Consider the following 15,567-nt stretch of genomic DNA (forward strand, 5'->3'; position numbering starts at 1 on the left):
GCCGCCTGGCTGCGGCTATGCTCCCCTTCGCCGAAATAAAGTCCGAGAGGGGCTTTCATTGCCTTATGACGACCGCCAGCGTGAACCTCCCCCAGCGCTAGGCAAGGGGCCGCGGATTATTTCAATCCAGAGCCAGGTCGTTCACGGCTCGGTCGGCCACAACGCCGCGCTCTTTCCCATGCAGGCGCTTGGCGTCGCCGTCGCCGCCGTGCCGACGACGCTGCTCTCCAACCATCCGCGCTACCCGACGCTGCGCGGACGCGTGCTCGACGCGCCCCTTGTCGCCGACCTGCTTCTTGGCGTCGCGGAGCGCGGCTTGATCGAGGCCTCTTCGATCCTGCTCACCGGCTATCTTGGCTCGGCCGAAATCGGCGCCGTCGTCGGGGATTTCGTCGATCGCGCAAAAGCGCGCAATCCGCAGCTTGCCTATCTCTGCGATCCGGTGATCGGCGACGACGAGCCGGGCGTCTTCGTCGCGCCGGGTCTCGTCGATCTCATCCGCGACCGCCTCGTCCCGGCCGCCGCCATTTTGACACCCAATCAGTTCGAGCTCGAGATTTTGGCGGGCGCGCCGGCGCGGGACATTTACGCTCTGAGGCGGGCCGCGGCGCTGATTTCCGCGCGCGGCCCGGGCCGCGTTGTCGTCACCGGCTGCGCGCTCGCGGATACGCCGCGGGATTGCATCGAAACTGTGGTTTGCGAATCGGACGTTATCCATCGCATCGCAACGGTCCGGCTGCCGATCCGGCCGAATGGGGCCGGCGATTTGTTCGCCGGGCTTCTCGCGGCCCATCTCGCCAGGGGCAGGCCGCTCATTGCGGCGAGCGAATCCGCTGCGCGCGGCGTATCTTCCGTACTCGCGCGCACGCTGGCCGAAGGTTCTTATGAATTGCGGATCGTCGCCGAGGATATCCTCTCCTGATTGCTATCGCCGCGCCTTTGGGGCAACACCGGCGGAGAACGAAATCAAAAGGATCTCGCCGCCCATGACCGGGGCCGGAACCGACCACACCAAGGAATGCCTGACCGGCGGCCCGGCGATCATCCTGGTTCGCCCGCAGCTTGCCGTGAATATCGGCATGTGCGCGCGGGCGATGGCCAATTTCGGTCTTTCCGATCTAAGGCTTGTGTCGCCGCGCGAAGGCTGGCCGCGCACCGGCGCCTTGAAGAAGGGCGCGCATGCCGCCGCCGCCGGGGCGGTCCATCTGCTCGAAGGGGCAAAGCTTTACGACACGCCGGAAGAGGCGGTCGCGGACCTTAATTTCGTGTTTGCAACGACGGCGCGCGAACGCGGCCAGCACAAGCCGGTGCTGACGCCCGCCGAGGCCCTGCCGGGCGCAGCGTTGGCGATTGCCGGCGGCGCGAAGGGCGGCGTGATGTTCGGGCCCGAACGCACTGGCCTCTCCAACGACGAGGTGGCGCTCGCCGACAGGCTGATCACCTTTCCGGTCAATCCCGCCTATGCCTCGCTCAACCTCGCGCAGGCGGTGCTGCTGATCGGCTATGAATGGATGCGCGCGTCCACCGAGGCGAAGGCGCCCTTCGTCGCCGATCCGCGCTCACCGCCGGCGCCGCGCGAGATGGTTTTGTCGTTCTTCGCCTATCTCGAAGGGGAATTGGAGCGGGTCGGATTCTTCCGTCCGCTCGACAAGGCGCCGGTGATGCGGCGAAACATCAAGAATATCTTTCATAGGCTGGATCTCTCCGCGCAGGATGTGAGCACGCTGCGGGGCGCCATCGTGCGGCTCGTGGAGGGTCCGCGGGCGGAGGCCAAAGCGCGCGCCAAACGAACAGCCGCCGAGCCTCATTCTGTGAGCGAAGACAAGGGCTGAGCGACAGCCTCGAGAGGCCTGCCTTCGGCCGCAATGCCGTAAAGCCATTGCGCCAGCGCGGCGGCCAGCATCAGCGCCGCGCCGATGAGATATCCAATCAGCACGCTCATTCGCGAGCCGGTCGCGATCAGGACGCCAAGCAGATACGGAGCTCCGGCGCCGCCGATCGCCGTGCCGGCGGCGTAGAAAACGGCGATGGCGAGCGCCCTGATCTCGACCGGAAAGGTCTCGCTGACCGTCAGATAGGCGGCTCCCGCCGCGGCGGATGCGAAGAAGAAAATGACCATCCAGGCGATGGTCAATTGCGCCGCGCTAACCAGTTCGAACGCGAACAGCACTCCGCTCAAGGCGAGAAGCGCGCCGGAAATCGCATAGGTGAAACTGATCATCGGCTTGCGGCCGAGGCTGTCGAAGAGCGGCCCGAGCGCCAGCGGCCCCATAAAATTGGCCAGCGCAAAGGGCAGGATGAACCAGCCGATATGATTGGCCGGAACGCCATAAAACCGCGTCAGCACAAGCGCATAAGTAAAAAAAATTGCATTATAGAAGAACGCCTGCGCGGCCATCAGCGCGAGGCCGACGAGCGAGCGCTGGCGGTAGACCACGAAGAGCGTGTGAAACACTTCGCGCAGCGGCGTAAAGCGGCGCGGACGGATGCGCAGGGGTTTGAGCGTTTCCGGCGCCTTGCCGGCCCCGGCACTCGCCTCGATCTCATCCATGATGCGGTCCGCGTCGTCGAGCCGGCCGTGGATGACGAGCCAGCGCGGGCTTTCGGGAATGAAGCGGCGCATAACCAGCACGGCGAGGCCGATCAGCGAGCCGATCATAAAGGCGAGGCGCCAGCCGGTTTCCGGGTCAATGATCGCCGGATCCAGCAGCGCCAGGGAACTCGCCGCGCCAAGGGCGCCGCCGATCCAGAACGAACCATTAATGGCAAGGTCCGTCCGGCCGCGATAACGGGCCGGGATCATCTCCTGAATCGTCGAATTGATCGCGCTATATTCGCCGCCGATGCCGGCCCCGGTGAGGAGGCGGAAGAGGCAGAAGCTCGGCAGATCCCAGGACAGGGCCGTGGCCGCGCCGCCGACGAGATAAAGGCCGAGAGTCGCGAAAAACATAAGGCGGCGGCCGAGGCGATCGGTCATCCAGCCAAACAGCAGCGCGCCGGCCACCGCGCCGACGAGATAAGCGGTCGAGGCAAGTCCAACGTCGGCGTCGGAGAATTGCAATCTTGGGCTCGCCTTGAGGGCGCCGGCGACAGAGCCCGCCAGCGTCACTTCGAGCCCGTCAAGAATCCAGGTGACGCCGAGCGCGAGGACCACAAGCGTATGAAACCAGCTCCAGGCGAGCCGATCGAGCCGCGCGGGAATCACGGTCTCGACCGGCGCCATCTTTGCGTCTTGTTTTACGCCAATCAAGACTGCCTTAACCTTTCGCGCGCTTGCATCCGACGCTGGCGGCCGCGACGGCGCCTGCGGCCCAAGGTGACGAAAGGCTGGAAAGATCGCTACGGTTCCATCGATGTCCCGCCCGCCAAAAATTCTCGTGTTCGATTCGGGGCTCGGCGGCCTCACCGTGTTCGCCGAGATCGCGGCGCTGCGTCCCGATGCCCAATTCGTCTATGCGGCCGATGAAGCAGGCTTTCCCTACGGCGCCTTGCCGGCGACAGCGCTCGCCCCCCGCGTTCTCGCCGTGATGGGACGGCTGATCGACTTATTTTCGCCAGACGTGGCGGTCATCGCCTGCAACACGGCCTCGACCCTTGTGCTGCCGCATCTGCGCGCGGCCTTCCCAGATCTTCCGTTTGTCGGAACCGTGCCCGCGATCAAGCCGGCGGCGCAGACATCGCAGTCGAAGATGATTTCGGTGCTGGCGACGCCCGGAACCGTCGCGCGCGACTATACCCGCGGCCTGATCGAGGCCTATGCCGCCGATTGCAAGGTGATGCTGGTCGGATCGAGCCGCCTCGCCAGCCTCGCGGAAGATTTCATGCAGGGCGACGCGCCGTCGGACGCCGCGATCCTTGACGAGATCGCGCCGGCCTTTGTCGAGGCGGAGGGACGCCGCACCGACGCCATCGCGCTCGCCTGCACCCATTACCCCTTGCTGATCGCGCAATTCGAGCGCCTTGCGCCCTGGCCTGTCGCCTGGATCGATCCGGCGCCGGCGATCGCGCGGCGCACGGACCATGTGCTTACGGCTGAACTGGGTTTTGCGGCCGGCGGGGGTGAAACTGCGCGAAAACCGGCGCTCGCGGTGTTCACGGGCTCCAAAGAGGCTGGGCCGAAACTGCGCGAGGCGCTCCGCCTGCGCGGCATTGCAAAAATCGCGCTGGAGCCGATGCCGCTGGTTTTTGCGTGAGGCGCGCATGATCGATCATATTGGCGTTCCGGTTGCGGATTTTTCCCGCTCGAAGGCGTTTTTCGACCGTGCTTTGGCGCCGCTCGGGATCGAAATCGTGATGCAGGTCTGGGCGCAGGAGACCGGCGGCTCCGCCCATGCGGGATATGGACGAGCCGGCAAACCATTTTTCTGGATCAGCGACGGGAGCGCCCCCGCAAGCGCCGTTCACGTGGCGTTCGAGGCGCTGTCGCGGCCGCAGGTCGACGCCTTTTACGCGGCGGCGCTGTCGGCCGGCGCAAAGGACAATGGGCCGCCGGGACTGCGGGCAGATTATCATCCGAATTATTACGCCGCCTTCGTGCTCGATCCCGACGGCAACAATATCGAGGCCGTTTGTCATCATGCGGAATAGGCGCCGGCGCTTTTAAAAGAGCGAACCCTGACTTGGCTTGCGGGAGGCCGACGTCTTTCGCGGCGCGCCCGGCGCGGCCCCGGCGACAGCGGGTTTATGGCCGTCGGCGAATTGGAGATCCAGCAGGGCGCCGTCCGTGATGGCGGCGGCGAGGCGCAGCGGATTGCCCTCCGCGTCACGCACAAGCGCAAAACCGCGCGCCAGCACATTTTTGTAGCCGAGACTTTCGCGGAGCTGATCCAATCGCCGCAGCTCGGCGCGCCGCGCGGCGATTTTTTCATGGACCGCGCGCAACAGGCGCGGGCCTAGCACGTCGAGCCGGTGGCGCGCCGCCGCCGTTCTTTCCTGCTCCGCGCGCGCGCGGGAGAGACGGGCATTGATGAGACGTTCGCCGAGGCTGTTCAGCGCCGCGGCGCGACGCTCTCGCCCGATCACGGCCGATCGTTGCATTCGCTGTTGAAGCCCGGCGAGTTTTTCGCCCGCGCGCGCCATCCGCGCCCGCGGCGTCTGCCGCGCGAGGCGCTGCGCCGCCCGCCCAAGCGCGAGCGAATAGTGGTCGTGCGCGCGCAAAATCGCGTTGGCGAAGCGGCGCCCCGCGTGATCGAGCTTCTGCCGGGGCAGGGCCAGAATCTCTTCCGGGAGCGGCAAGGCGCGGGAAAGCGCACGCGCCTCGCTGCGCCGGCGGTCGAGAAGGCGGGCCATCGCGCCCGCATGGCGGCGGGAGAGATCGGCGACGTCGGCGATGAGCTGGAGGCGCACCGGCACCGCCTTTTCGGCGGCGCCCGTCGGGGTCGGAGCGCGCAGATCCGCGGCATGGTCGATCAGCGTCCAGTCCGTCTCATGCCCGATCGCCGAGATCAGCGGAATGGCGCTCGCCGCCACGGCGCGGACGACGATCTCCTCATTGAAACTCCAGAGGTCTTCAAGCGAGCCGCCGCCGCGCGCGACGATGATCACATGCGGGCGCGCCAGCGGACCGTCCTCGGGCAGGGCGCCGAATCCCGCGATTGCGGCGGCGACTTCCGCAGCGGAGGTTTCGCCCTGAACCCGGACCGGCCAGACCAGGACATGCCGCGGAAACCGGTCCTTGATGCGATGCAGAATGTCGCGGATCACCGCTCCGGTCGGCGAGGTGATGACGCCGACGCGCAGCGGCAGAAATGGCAGCGCTTTCTTGCGCGCTTCGTCGAACAGGCCCTCGGCCGCGAGCTTGCGACGCCGCTCCTCGAACAGCGCCATGAGGGCGCCGACGCCGGCGGGCTCGATCGCCTCGACAATGATCTGATAGCTCGATTTGCCCGGGAAAGTGGTGATCTTGCCGGTGGCGATGACCTCGAGCCCTTCTTCAGGCTTAACGCGCAATCGGCCAAATACGCCCTTCCAGATCACCGCGTCGATGCGCGCGCCGGCGTCTTTCAGGCAGAAATAGGCGTGGCCGGAGGAATGCGGGCCGCGATAGTTTGAAATCTCGCCTCGCAGTCGCACAAAGCCGAAGCGATCCTCGATCGTCCGCTTGAGGGCGTTCGAGAGTTCGGAAACGGTGAGTTCGGGAGCATTGCTCGCGACGGGCTCTGGCATGAGGCTCAAATTTTCAACGGGTTCTGGCGCCGAGCCGAGCCCATCGCTGTTTTGAAGTCAAGCCGCGCCGCTGCTTCAAAAATCGACGCCGATCGTCATCTGCGCCTTGTTGCGGGAAAAGTCGCCAAGATCGAGCGGACGCGCATCCCCCGCCTGACGCCCGGCGATCTGCGTCGAAATGGCGGCGGCGAGAAACAGCCGCTCGTTGAAATGAACGTAAAAAGTCGGGCCAAAGAAAAGCGCGTCGCCGGCAAATCGCGTCAGCCCAAAATTTTCATAAGCGCGTTGATATTCGAGTTCGGCGCCGAGAACGATCTGCTTCGCCCCCAGCGTCAGCGCCGGATCGAACGAATAGGCGAGCGCCCCCGAAATTCCGGAGCGCGAGCTCCGCTCGACGGCGAAGCTTTCAGGATCGCTTGCGACTTCGGGGGCGTAAATAACGTTCAGCGCTCCGTAGAGTTTTGTCGGCACGAGCTCCGTGTCGAAAATGAGCCGCGTCTCGGCGGAAAAGGACCAGTTCACCCGCGCCGCCTCGCTGATGCGCGACCATTCGGGTTCGATCGAAACCGTAAAGCCAACCGGCGTCGCCGGGCTTCTGTGCACAAGAACGAAGCTGAATTTCGTGTCTGCGCCGCCGAAATTTACGGCGCTGCGGTCGGCGAGGCCGTCAACGCCGCGAATCCTGCCGAACGCTCCGCTGAATCCGGTGTCGATCTCCAGCCAATCGGTCGGATTGACTTCGAGAGTCGCCTTCTGGCTGCCGACATTATAGACGCCATTGCGCTTGCCGAAGGCGAGATTGGTTTCGAACTCCATCTCGCGATCCTGGTCGGGACCGATGTCCGTGCCGGAGGTGAAGCCGAAGATGTTCTTGGTTTCGAGCGGGCGGGATTTTTCGTCGGCCTCGCTATCCGCCTCCTGCGCCCGAAGATAGGCTGTCGACAGCAGAAGGGCGGCCGCCAGACTGGCGAAGAGGCCGAAAGCCCTGTGCGTGCGCGCGGAGACTGGGCTGCGCGCGGCCTCCGGTCCCGTTTGCGCGCGCACGCGATCCTCCGGCCTCTATGGCGGCGCCGATCTCGTGTGGATCGGCGCGGAGGAGAGTATTCCTGCAAATCGGGAAAAATTCTACCAACTTTGCTGAAGAATTCCATTTTGGTGAACGTCGGCCAGCGGCGCTCACTCCTTGATCAATTGACCGGAATAAACCACCGGGCCGGTCGGATCGCCGGTCGGCGAGCCGCCTTGCGGTTCGAGTGTGACGGCGAAAACCGCCTTCTGCGTCGAGAGCCCCGCCGGGAGCGGCATTTTCGCAGCGGCGTCGCTGATGACGCCCATCGATTTCGGCGCCTTGCCCTCGCCGATGTACCAGAGCTCGAGACTCTTGCCGGACGGGGTTTGCGCAGCGACGGGGCGCACATACACGGTTCCGTCAGCGAGATCGACGCGCACGACCAGCGCCGGCAAATCGCCGCCGCGATTGACCACTGCGACATAGGACGGCTGCACGGCGGGATGGCGCGCCAGTTCGCGCGAGACGGTGAGAATGGCGAGCCCGGCCGCGAGCGCGCCAGCGAAAAGCGCGGCGCTGCGCCAGATCGACGCGGTGCGGCGAAGCGCGGTTACATTGGAGACATCGTCGTCGCGATCGCCGTCAATGATCGCGGCGAACGTCGTCGCGGGCAGGGCGTCTTCGATACGCTCCCAGACTTCCGGCGGCGGCGCGATCTCGTCGAGCGCCTGGCGCAGGGGCGCGAGACGCTTTTCCCAGGCGGCGACGGCGTCCCGCGCCTCGGCGTCATTGGCGAGCGCGCTCGCGAACAGCGTGCGCTCGTCGGCATGCAGCGTGCCAAGCACATATTCCGCCGCGGCAATTTCGCGTTCGTCGCTCATCATAGTTTGTCCAGGCACGCCCGGAGGGCGAGAAGGCTGCGGTGCAGCCAGGTTTTGATCGTATTCACAGACTTGTCGAAACGGACGGCGAGCTCCTCGCGCGAATAGCCTTCATAGTAGGCAAGGAGCACGCAGCTGCGGTTGGGCTCCTCGATGCCGCCAAGACAATGGCGCAGCGCGCCGATGTCGATAAGCTCAGCCTCCTCGTCGCGCGGCGAGGCGATCTTCTCATACCAGTCGGTTTCGTCCGACGCGGGCGGGGCGAAGAAACTCTTTCGACGCAACACGTCGATGGTCCGGTTTCGCGCGATGGAATTCAGCCAGGCCATGGGCGGTCCCGCCTCGGGCGCATAGCTTGAAGCATTGCGCCAGACCCGCAGATAGACGTCCTGTAAAATGTCTTCCGCCGTCGATCTGTTGCGAATGATACGCAAGATGATCGCAAAAAGTTTCGCGCTTGTCGCATCGTAAAGCGCTTGAAACGCGTCGCGGTCGCCGTCCGCGACAGCGGCGATCAAATCGACGAGGCTCGCCTCATCTTTCGGCATGACGGCGCTTCTCCCGCGGCGGCGCTAAGATGTCAAAGCCGCCTTCGCTCGACGAAGACGGCGCGCGAACTCTAGCAAAATCGGCGACGGGCGCCAGCGGCGCGGCGGCCGTGCGCCGCCCTACGCCGCCTCGCGGCCAAATCGCTGCAGAACATAATGGGTCATGCCATTGGCGAGCTCCTGCTCGCCAAGGAACACGATGCCGGCCTTTTCCTGCCGCAGCAGGCCGGCTTCCTCCTCATTATGGGTGCGCACGACGGTTTCGATCGACGAATTGACCTTGCGGGCGGTGCTGATCATCGCGCGCACGTCGAGCGTGTCGGGCGTCGCGATGACGAGCAGGCTCGCCTTGGAGATATGCGCCTGGATCAGCACCGCGATTTCCGCGGCGTCGCCAAAAACGGCGGGGATATTCTTGCTTCGGCATTGCTCGACCAGCTCGCGATTCTGGTCGACCACAACGAAGGGAATGCCGGCCTCGGTCATCGCGGCGCCGATGCGCCGTCCAACCCGCCCATAGCCGACCAGCACAACCTGTCCCGCAAGATATTTATCCTCGGTCGACATCGGCAGCTCGGAGAGCGGATCATCCGAGCGCTCGACCATTCGCGCCAGCGCAGAATTCGAGCGGATCCAGCGCTGGATCGGCTCGAGAGCGCTGAAGACGAGGGAATTCAGCGTGATCGAAATCAGCGCGCCGGCGAGGATCAGGCTTTGTCCTTCGCGCGGCAGAAGGCCAAGGCTCATGCCAAGGCTCGCCAGAATGAATGAGAATTCGCCGATCTGGGCAAGGCTGGCGGAGACGGTCAGCGCAGTATTCAGCGGATAACGGAACAAAAGAACGAGGCCCGCCGCCGCCAGCGACTTGCCGATGATGATGATCGCAACGACAGCCAGGACGCGCCAGGGCTGTTCGATCAGGATGTGGGGGTCAAACAGCATGCCGACCGAAACGAAGAACAGCACGGCGAAAGCGTCGCGCAGCGGCAGCGTCTCTTCTGCCGCGCGGTGGCTGAATTCCGATTCGCGGATCACCATGCCGGCGAAAAAGGCGCCGAGCGCGAAGGAGACGCCGAAGAGTTCGGCCGCGCCATAAGCGAGGCTGACCGCGGCGGCGACGACGCAGAGGGTAAACAATTCGCGCGAGCCGGTGCGGGTCACCTGCCACAAAAGCCACGGAAAAACGCGCCGGCCGATCACCAGCATCAAGGCGACGAAAGCGGCGATCTTGGCGATGGTGACTTCGAGCGTCCACCAGATGTCCGGGCCGGCTTCGCCGCCGCTCAGGGCGTTTGACAGCGGCGGCAGCAGAACGAGGACAAGCACCATGGCGAGATCCTCGACGATCAGCCAGCCAACCGCGATGCGGCCGTTGGTGGTGTCGAGGATGCCGCGGGTCTCCAGCGCCTTCAAAAGCACGACCGTGCTGGCGACGGACAGGGCGAGGCCAAATACCAGCGCGCCGCCAAGACTCCAGCCCCAAAGATGAGCGAGCGCTGCGCCGAGCGCAGTCGCGACGGTGATCTGCAGCACGGCGCCCGGCAGCGCGACCTTGCGCACGTCCCAGAGATCGTCGAGCGAGAAATGTAGCCCGACGCCGAACATCAGCAGCATCACGCCGATCTCGGCGAGCTGCGCCGCGATTTCGGCATTGGCGGTGAAGCCCGGCGAATAGGGACCGATGATGACGCCGGCGATGAGATAGCCGACGAGCGAGGGCAATTTCAGTTTGGCCGCGGCAAATCCCAGAACAAGCGCAAATCCGAAGGCCGCGGCGATCGTGGTGATAAGCGGGACTTCGTGATGCACAGGTGAGTTTTCCTTTTGCCAGGCTAGCGCTCGACGCGCCGCCGCGCATCATAAGCATCGCCGCGAGCCTTCGCCATCCGCTGTGCAGCCGGACAACGCACAAAAAGCGTGAACGAGGCGGTCAGTCGACCGGATGGCGCTCGCGCAGTCGGCGCACGTTCCACCAGACGAAACCCGCGATGAAGGGAACGGCGATCGCCGTCGCCAGCGCTGGGTTCAGCTCATGCTCCTGCTGATGCGCGCCCTCCAGCATCAGATGGATAATCGAGGAGATATAATAGGTAATTGCCGCGACGGAGAGGCCTTCGACCGTTTGCTGCAGCCGCAATTGCATGCGCACGCGCTCATTCATGGTGCGCAGCAGATTCTGGTTCTGGCTCTCGAGCTCGACTTCGACGCGGGTTCTGAGCAATTGCGCTGCGCGAGCGAGCTTTTGCGAGAGCGTGTCCTGACGGGCCTCGATCGCGGCGACCGTGCGAATCGCCGGCGTCAGCCGCCGGCTGAGGAAGGCGGCGAGGGTCGGAATGTCGCCGATCGCATGTTCGCCGATTCCCTTGAGGCGCAGCTCGACGACCTCGTGATAGGCTTTGGTCGCGCCGAAGCGATAGAGGCTTTGCGCCGCCCCGGTTTCAAGTTCGGCGGCGAGCGCGTTAAGCCGCCCGAGCAATTGCCGGCTGGCCTCGAGGCCTTCGCTATCGCTCATTTGCGCGATCAGGCGCGGCAGTTCGGCCTCGATGCGGCTGATGGCGGGCGAGAGGTCCTGCGCGCGCGGCAGGCCAAGCAGCGCCAGCGTGCGGTAGGTTTCGAGTTCGAGCAGCCGCTGCGCCAGCGCGCCCGCTTCAAGCTCGGTGAGCTTGCGGTCGATGACGAGAATGCGGACAAAGCCGTAGACGTCGGCGCGAAAATCCGTCGCCACGATCGCCGCGCCATGCGAGACTTCGGCCGCCGCGAGTTCGGCCTGGCCGAACAGGCGCAGCCAGCCCTCGCCGAGGCGGGCTTCGGGCACGACGTCGAGATCGACCGCGACGATCAGCGGACCCGGCTGCGGCAGCATGCGCATGATCTTGGCGAGTTCGCCGGCGCCTGGCCTGAAGGCGGTTCGTTCGGGATCGCCGTCATTCTCCTGCGAAAACTCCCATGTGTAGGTCAAAAATTCGCCATGCCGCTCCCAGCGCAGCACGACCGGCGCCAGTTCGACGCGGTGGCGCCTTGCGCCCGCGAGCGGCGGAGGCGCGGCGCGGTCGAGGCAGAATTGCGCCAGCGCGGCCTGCGCGCGTTCGGCCTCCTCATAGTCGGTCATGAACGCAAAATGCAGGATGCGCTTCGGACCCGCCATCGACTCGAACGGGCGGGCATGGACCTCGGCCAGCACGCGCGAGCGAAGGGGGTGCTCCCGAAAGCCGCTCTCGGATGAGGTCATTTCATCGTTCACGCAAATCGCCCCTGAAATCTGAGTTTTGTCTCTTTTGGCATGGCCGGACCATGCGTCGCGGCAAAGGCTGGAAAATGTCAATCCTCGCCCGGCGTCTTCATGCCGGGACGCCCTCAAGCGCGGCGAGACGGGTCGCCTCCGCAAGCAGGGCGCGCGAGAGCGGCGGCATCGGTTCGCGGCGCGGCAGCACAAGCCCGATCGTCTGGACCTCCTTCGGCTCAACGATCGGAATCGAACGCAGCGACTGCGTCTGGTCGAGGATGTCGGCGAAGGTTTCGGGAATGATGCTCGCCCATTGGCCCGTTCTCACATGAGCAGCGAGCACCACCATCGAATTCGATTCCAGCATCGGCGCGTCGGTCGGCGCCGAGCTTGCGAGCATGCGGTCGATGATCCGGCGGTTCTGCATGTCCGGCGTCAGCAGGCAAAGCGGGATTTTCGCCACCTCTTTCCACGTCACGGAGGCGCGATCGCCGAGCGGCTGATCGGCGGAGGTCAGCAGCCTGTATCGCTCGCGATAAAGCGGCGTCGCGCGAATGTGGCCGAGCGGTTCATTGTCGACATAGGTGAGGCCGGCGTCGATCTGCAATCCGTCGAGCATGATCAAAATCTCGCGCGAGGTTTGCGAGAGAATTGTAAAGCGCACTTGCGGGTGCTTTTCGCGGAAGGGAACGGTGAGTTTTTGCACCATGCCAAGCGCGGTCGGCACGACGGCAAGGGTCAAATGACCAATGAGAGATTTTTTCGGCGAGCGGATTTCCTGACGCATCGCGCGCGCGTCGGCGACGATGCGCTTGGCCCATTCCAGCACGCGCTCGCCATCCGGCGTCAGGCCATGGAACCGCGAGCTGCGATTGACGAGCAGCACTCCGAGCGTCTCTTCCAGCTGCTTGATGCCAGCTGACAGCGTCGGCTGGGTGACGCCGCAGAATTCCGCCGCGCGGCTGAAATTACGCTCCCGCGCCAGCGCGAGCAGGAATTCCAGCTTCTCGATCACGGCGAGACGCCTTTGGCGGAACGAAGCGCCTTCTCCCGGCTGGCGTAGGCGCTGATGAAAGCGGCGTGGCTCCAGGCGAGATTTTTAGCCGATGTCTGGACGCCAGTCGTTTGATCGAATTGTTCGGAGAGGTCGCCGTTCTCCGACGTGTAGGCGGCGACCGTCGTCATGAACAGATCGCCGCACCGCAGGAGCGCCTCAAAGAGATGATGACCGTCATGTTTTGAATCGAGCCCGATGCGCGCCCATTCCGAGGCGTCGTGGAGGAAACCCTTCGCCACGGCCTGCGCCGCTTTGAAATGGAATTCTGCCGCGCCGAGCGTCGAGAAAAAATAGGCGCCGCCGCTGTAGTAGCGATCGCCGTCATAGCGGCCCATTGCCGGGGCGTCTGCGCCCGGTTGTGTCGTGTTGATTGTATAGGCATCGGCGAAAAGCGCTTCGAGCCGGCCAAGCGTCGCAATCAGTCTCGAGTCGCACACGCTATGCGCGCCAGCCTCGCGCCCGGCGTGGATCACAGCGAGCACGGTCGCGATGTCGAGCTCCTTTTGCGGGCCGGAGCCCGCCGCGGCGATGCGGCTTCGTACAAAACCTTGCGGCGCGCTCCAGAAGTCGTCGAGGCCCGCGGCGATCTCCTGCGATGCGTCAAGATATGCGGTGGCGCTCTCGATTGCGCCGCGCGACTCGAGCCATAAGCCGCCCTCGCGCAACGCCTCGCATTGGACGAGCTGCGTATAATAGTGGCGCCCGAGCTCTTCCTCCCAGATATCGAAAGATGGCGCGCGCCAGCGGGCGAAGGTGAAGCCGAGATCGCGGATGATGAGCTCTTCCGCCTGCTTGAAAATGTCCGGCCCCGGGCCGACCGACTGGCAGAATCGGGCGACCGCGAGCACGCGCAGGGCCGGCCCATCATGTTGCGGCCGCGACCATTTCAGGATGTCGATCGAACCGTCGGGATCGAATCTCGGTTCGCCCAAGATATCGTCGCCTGAGATGGCGAGAAGATCCGCCTCGGGCCGCAGAAATTGCGCGAAATGAGGCTCGACCTTCGCCCGGTAATCGCCGGCTCCCGCCAGAAATGAGCGCCCGTCGAGACCGCACAGCGTCAGGCTGAAGCCGAGGAAATCGGAAAAATGCGCAAGGCCCTCGGGCCGCGCGATTTCCTCGCTCTCGATCAACAGCCGCAAGGCGTCAATGATAACGGCAGAATCGCGCAGCCAGTGGAAGAAATAGTCGGGGTCCGGATCATAGGCGGCGATCACGGGCGAAGCGAGGATCGAGCCTTTCGCCGGCCGCAACAGCCGTCCAAAACCGCGCCGCTCCTTGACGAGGTCGACCCGTGAAATGGCGCTCATCATTTTCGCGGCGGAAAGCCCATATTGACGGCGCATCCAGACATCGAGCGACGCCTGTTGTTTGAAGGGAGCGCTCATGTCTGGCCGCCAAGATGCGGCGAGCGAAAGCGCAGACGCGTCAGGCCACGCCGGACGTCGGGATCAGACATGAACAGGCGCCACAACAATCCTGAGCGGTAGTTCTCGATCATGGCGACGATCGGCCCCTGATCGATCGCAAGATAGGTCTCCGCCCGCCATCCATGCGTTTGGCTGAAGGCGTCGACGAAGCCGAATCGTCCGAAAATCCAGTCGCCCAGATCGTCGTGAAAATGGCGCAGCGCGCGCATCGCCTCGGCTGGCGCATAGGGAAAACTGGAGAGGGCGGCGGTTGGCGAGATGACGCCATTATCAAGGTCCGGCGCATGGGCCATATAGCCGGCGGGATCGTCGCTCGCGGTCAATCCCCAGCTCGATGGGCCATAGCCTTTGAAGCCGCCGGGGTTCAGCACGCAATGCGTATGGTTTATCACCGTATGTTGCACGTTCTGGCGCCAGTAGTCGGCGTAGTCGTCGACGAGGCCGCGCGGATCGAGCCCGCAGAAGGAGTAATGCGCGAAGAACAGCGGGCCGCCGTAATCGGGGCCCAAGGGCAGCTCCAGCCCGTAGTAGGTCCTGCCGTTGAGAAAGGTGCGGCTCTGCGCATAGCCGGCGTGATAGACGATCGGGTCGATGCAATAGCGCGGCGCGGCCGCCGCCAGGACATAGGCAATCAGGCATTCATTCCAGCCGCGGACCTCGACGTCGATGCTGAAGCCGTTGTTTGGGCTCCAGTGCCAGGTCAGCGCCTTGCGGCCGTCGCGCGCATGCCAGCTCCACTCCACCTCGCTCCACAGCCAGGTGATATGATTGCGCAGCTCCTGCTCGACGCCGTCGGCGTTAAAATAGGCCCGCGCGCACAAAAGTCCCTGAAACAGCAGCGCCGTCTCGACAAGATCCCCGCCATCGTCTTTGCGGCCGAAAGGGATGGTCGCGCCTGTGCGTCCGTTCATGAAATGGGGAAAGAGACCGTGGTAGGAGGGCGTGCGCTCGAGAAAGCGGACCATCGCCATGAGCCTTTCAGCGGCAGCCTCGCGCGTGACAAAGCCTCGCGCCGCCGCGACGACGATGGCGAGAACGCCAAAGCCGCTGCCGCCGATCGAAACGAGATCGTCTTCAGCGTCGCTCTCCAGCCCGGTGCGGTCGCGCGCGAGGAAGCTGACAGGATGCGCCCCGTCCCAGAAAAAGAGGAAGCTTTTGCGCTGAACGAGATCTAGCAGCGCCTCATCGGAGCGTTGCGGAGGTTTGGCGTTGGTCATGAAGCTCCCCGCGATTCTTCTTCTTGTTGGCCCACAG

The 15,567-nt window shown here is 64.6% G+C and carries 14 protein-coding genes; 4 read left to right on the forward strand and 10 right to left on the reverse strand.

Features of this window, described 5'->3' with window-relative positions:
* The first annotated feature begins 58 nt into the window (after positions 1–58).
* Positions 59–922, forward strand: a complete 864-nt coding sequence (pdxY, locus tag MSIL_RS01995) for a pyridoxal kinase (RefSeq protein ID WP_012589437.1) — start codon at positions 59–61, stop codon at positions 920–922.
* Between the two features lie 64 nt (positions 923–986).
* Positions 987–1,832 carry an RNA methyltransferase gene (locus tag MSIL_RS02000; RefSeq protein WP_012589438.1) on the forward strand — a complete coding sequence of 282 codons (846 nt, stop codon included), beginning with the start codon at positions 987–989 and terminating at the stop codon, positions 1,830–1,832.
* Here the strand turns inward: MSIL_RS02000 and MSIL_RS02005 are convergent.
* Positions 1,805–3,223 (reverse strand): MFS transporter, encoded by a 1,419-nt coding sequence (locus tag MSIL_RS02005; protein WP_012589439.1) that lies wholly within the window; start codon positions 3,221–3,223, stop codon positions 1,805–1,807. The genes MSIL_RS02000 and MSIL_RS02005 overlap by 28 nt on opposite strands.
* A 130-nt stretch (positions 3,224–3,353) precedes the next feature.
* Here MSIL_RS02005 and murI point away from each other — a divergent pair, with 130 nt between their 5' ends.
* Together murI and MSIL_RS02015 are read left to right on the forward strand one after the other, a co-directional pair.
* Positions 3,354–4,193, forward strand: a complete 840-nt coding sequence (murI, locus tag MSIL_RS02010; RefSeq protein ID WP_012589440.1) for a glutamate racemase — start codon at positions 3,354–3,356, stop codon at positions 4,191–4,193.
* 7 nt (positions 4,194–4,200) lie between these two features.
* Positions 4,201–4,587: a VOC family protein gene (locus MSIL_RS02015; RefSeq protein ID WP_012589441.1), complete on the forward strand. Its 387-nt coding sequence runs from the start codon at positions 4,201–4,203 to the stop codon at positions 4,585–4,587.
* A 12-nt stretch (positions 4,588–4,599) separates the two neighbouring features.
* On the opposite strand, the gene xseA is transcribed toward MSIL_RS02015, so the two are convergent.
* From xseA to MSIL_RS02060, 9 genes are all read right to left on the reverse strand, one after another.
* Positions 4,600–6,165, reverse strand: a complete 1,566-nt coding sequence (xseA, locus tag MSIL_RS02020) for an exodeoxyribonuclease VII large subunit (protein WP_012589442.1) — start codon at positions 6,163–6,165, stop codon at positions 4,600–4,602.
* A gap of 75 nt (positions 6,166–6,240) precedes the next feature.
* A complete protein-coding gene (locus tag MSIL_RS02025) occupies positions 6,241–7,209 on the reverse strand; it encodes a hypothetical protein (protein ID WP_012589443.1) in 969 nt (322 codons plus the stop codon).
* Positions 7,210–7,341: 132 nt separating this feature from the next.
* Positions 7,342–8,058, reverse strand: coding sequence for an anti-sigma factor (locus MSIL_RS02030; RefSeq protein ID WP_012589444.1), 717 nt, complete (start codon positions 8,056–8,058; stop codon positions 7,342–7,344).
* Positions 8,055–8,603, reverse strand: a complete 549-nt coding sequence (locus tag MSIL_RS02035) for a sigma-70 family RNA polymerase sigma factor (RefSeq protein WP_012589445.1) — start codon at positions 8,601–8,603, stop codon at positions 8,055–8,057. Before MSIL_RS02035 ends, MSIL_RS02030 begins: the two co-directional genes overlap by 4 nt.
* 120 nt (positions 8,604–8,723) lie before the next feature.
* Complete coding sequence (locus tag MSIL_RS02040) at positions 8,724–10,412, reverse strand: cation:proton antiporter domain-containing protein (RefSeq protein ID WP_012589446.1); 1,689 nt, start codon at positions 10,410–10,412, stop codon at positions 8,724–8,726.
* A 121-nt stretch (positions 10,413–10,533) separates the two neighbouring features.
* Entirely contained in the window at positions 10,534–11,832 is a 1,299-nt protein-coding gene (locus tag MSIL_RS02045; protein WP_012589447.1) for a DUF3422 family protein, read from the reverse strand.
* A 109-nt stretch (positions 11,833–11,941) separates the two neighbouring features.
* On the reverse strand, positions 11,942–12,841 hold the full coding sequence (locus MSIL_RS02050) for a LysR family transcriptional regulator (protein ID WP_012589448.1): 900 nt from the start codon (positions 12,839–12,841) through the stop codon (positions 11,942–11,944).
* A complete protein-coding gene (locus tag MSIL_RS02055; protein WP_012589449.1) occupies positions 12,838–14,271 on the reverse strand; it encodes a glycoside hydrolase family 15 protein in 1,434 nt (477 codons plus the stop codon). The genes MSIL_RS02050 and MSIL_RS02055 overlap by 4 nt, the downstream gene beginning before the upstream one ends.
* Positions 14,268–15,530 carry a glucoamylase family protein gene (locus tag MSIL_RS02060; protein ID WP_012589450.1) on the reverse strand — a complete coding sequence of 421 codons (1,263 nt, stop codon included), beginning with the start codon at positions 15,528–15,530 and terminating at the stop codon, positions 14,268–14,270. The genes MSIL_RS02055 and MSIL_RS02060 overlap by 4 nt, the downstream gene beginning before the upstream one ends.
* Positions 15,531–15,567 lie beyond the last annotated feature (37 nt).

Origin of the sequence: Methylocella silvestris BL2, from assembly GCF_000021745.1 — a bacterium.
GTDB classification, from domain to species: domain Bacteria; phylum Pseudomonadota; class Alphaproteobacteria; order Rhizobiales; family Beijerinckiaceae; genus Methylocapsa; species Methylocapsa silvestris.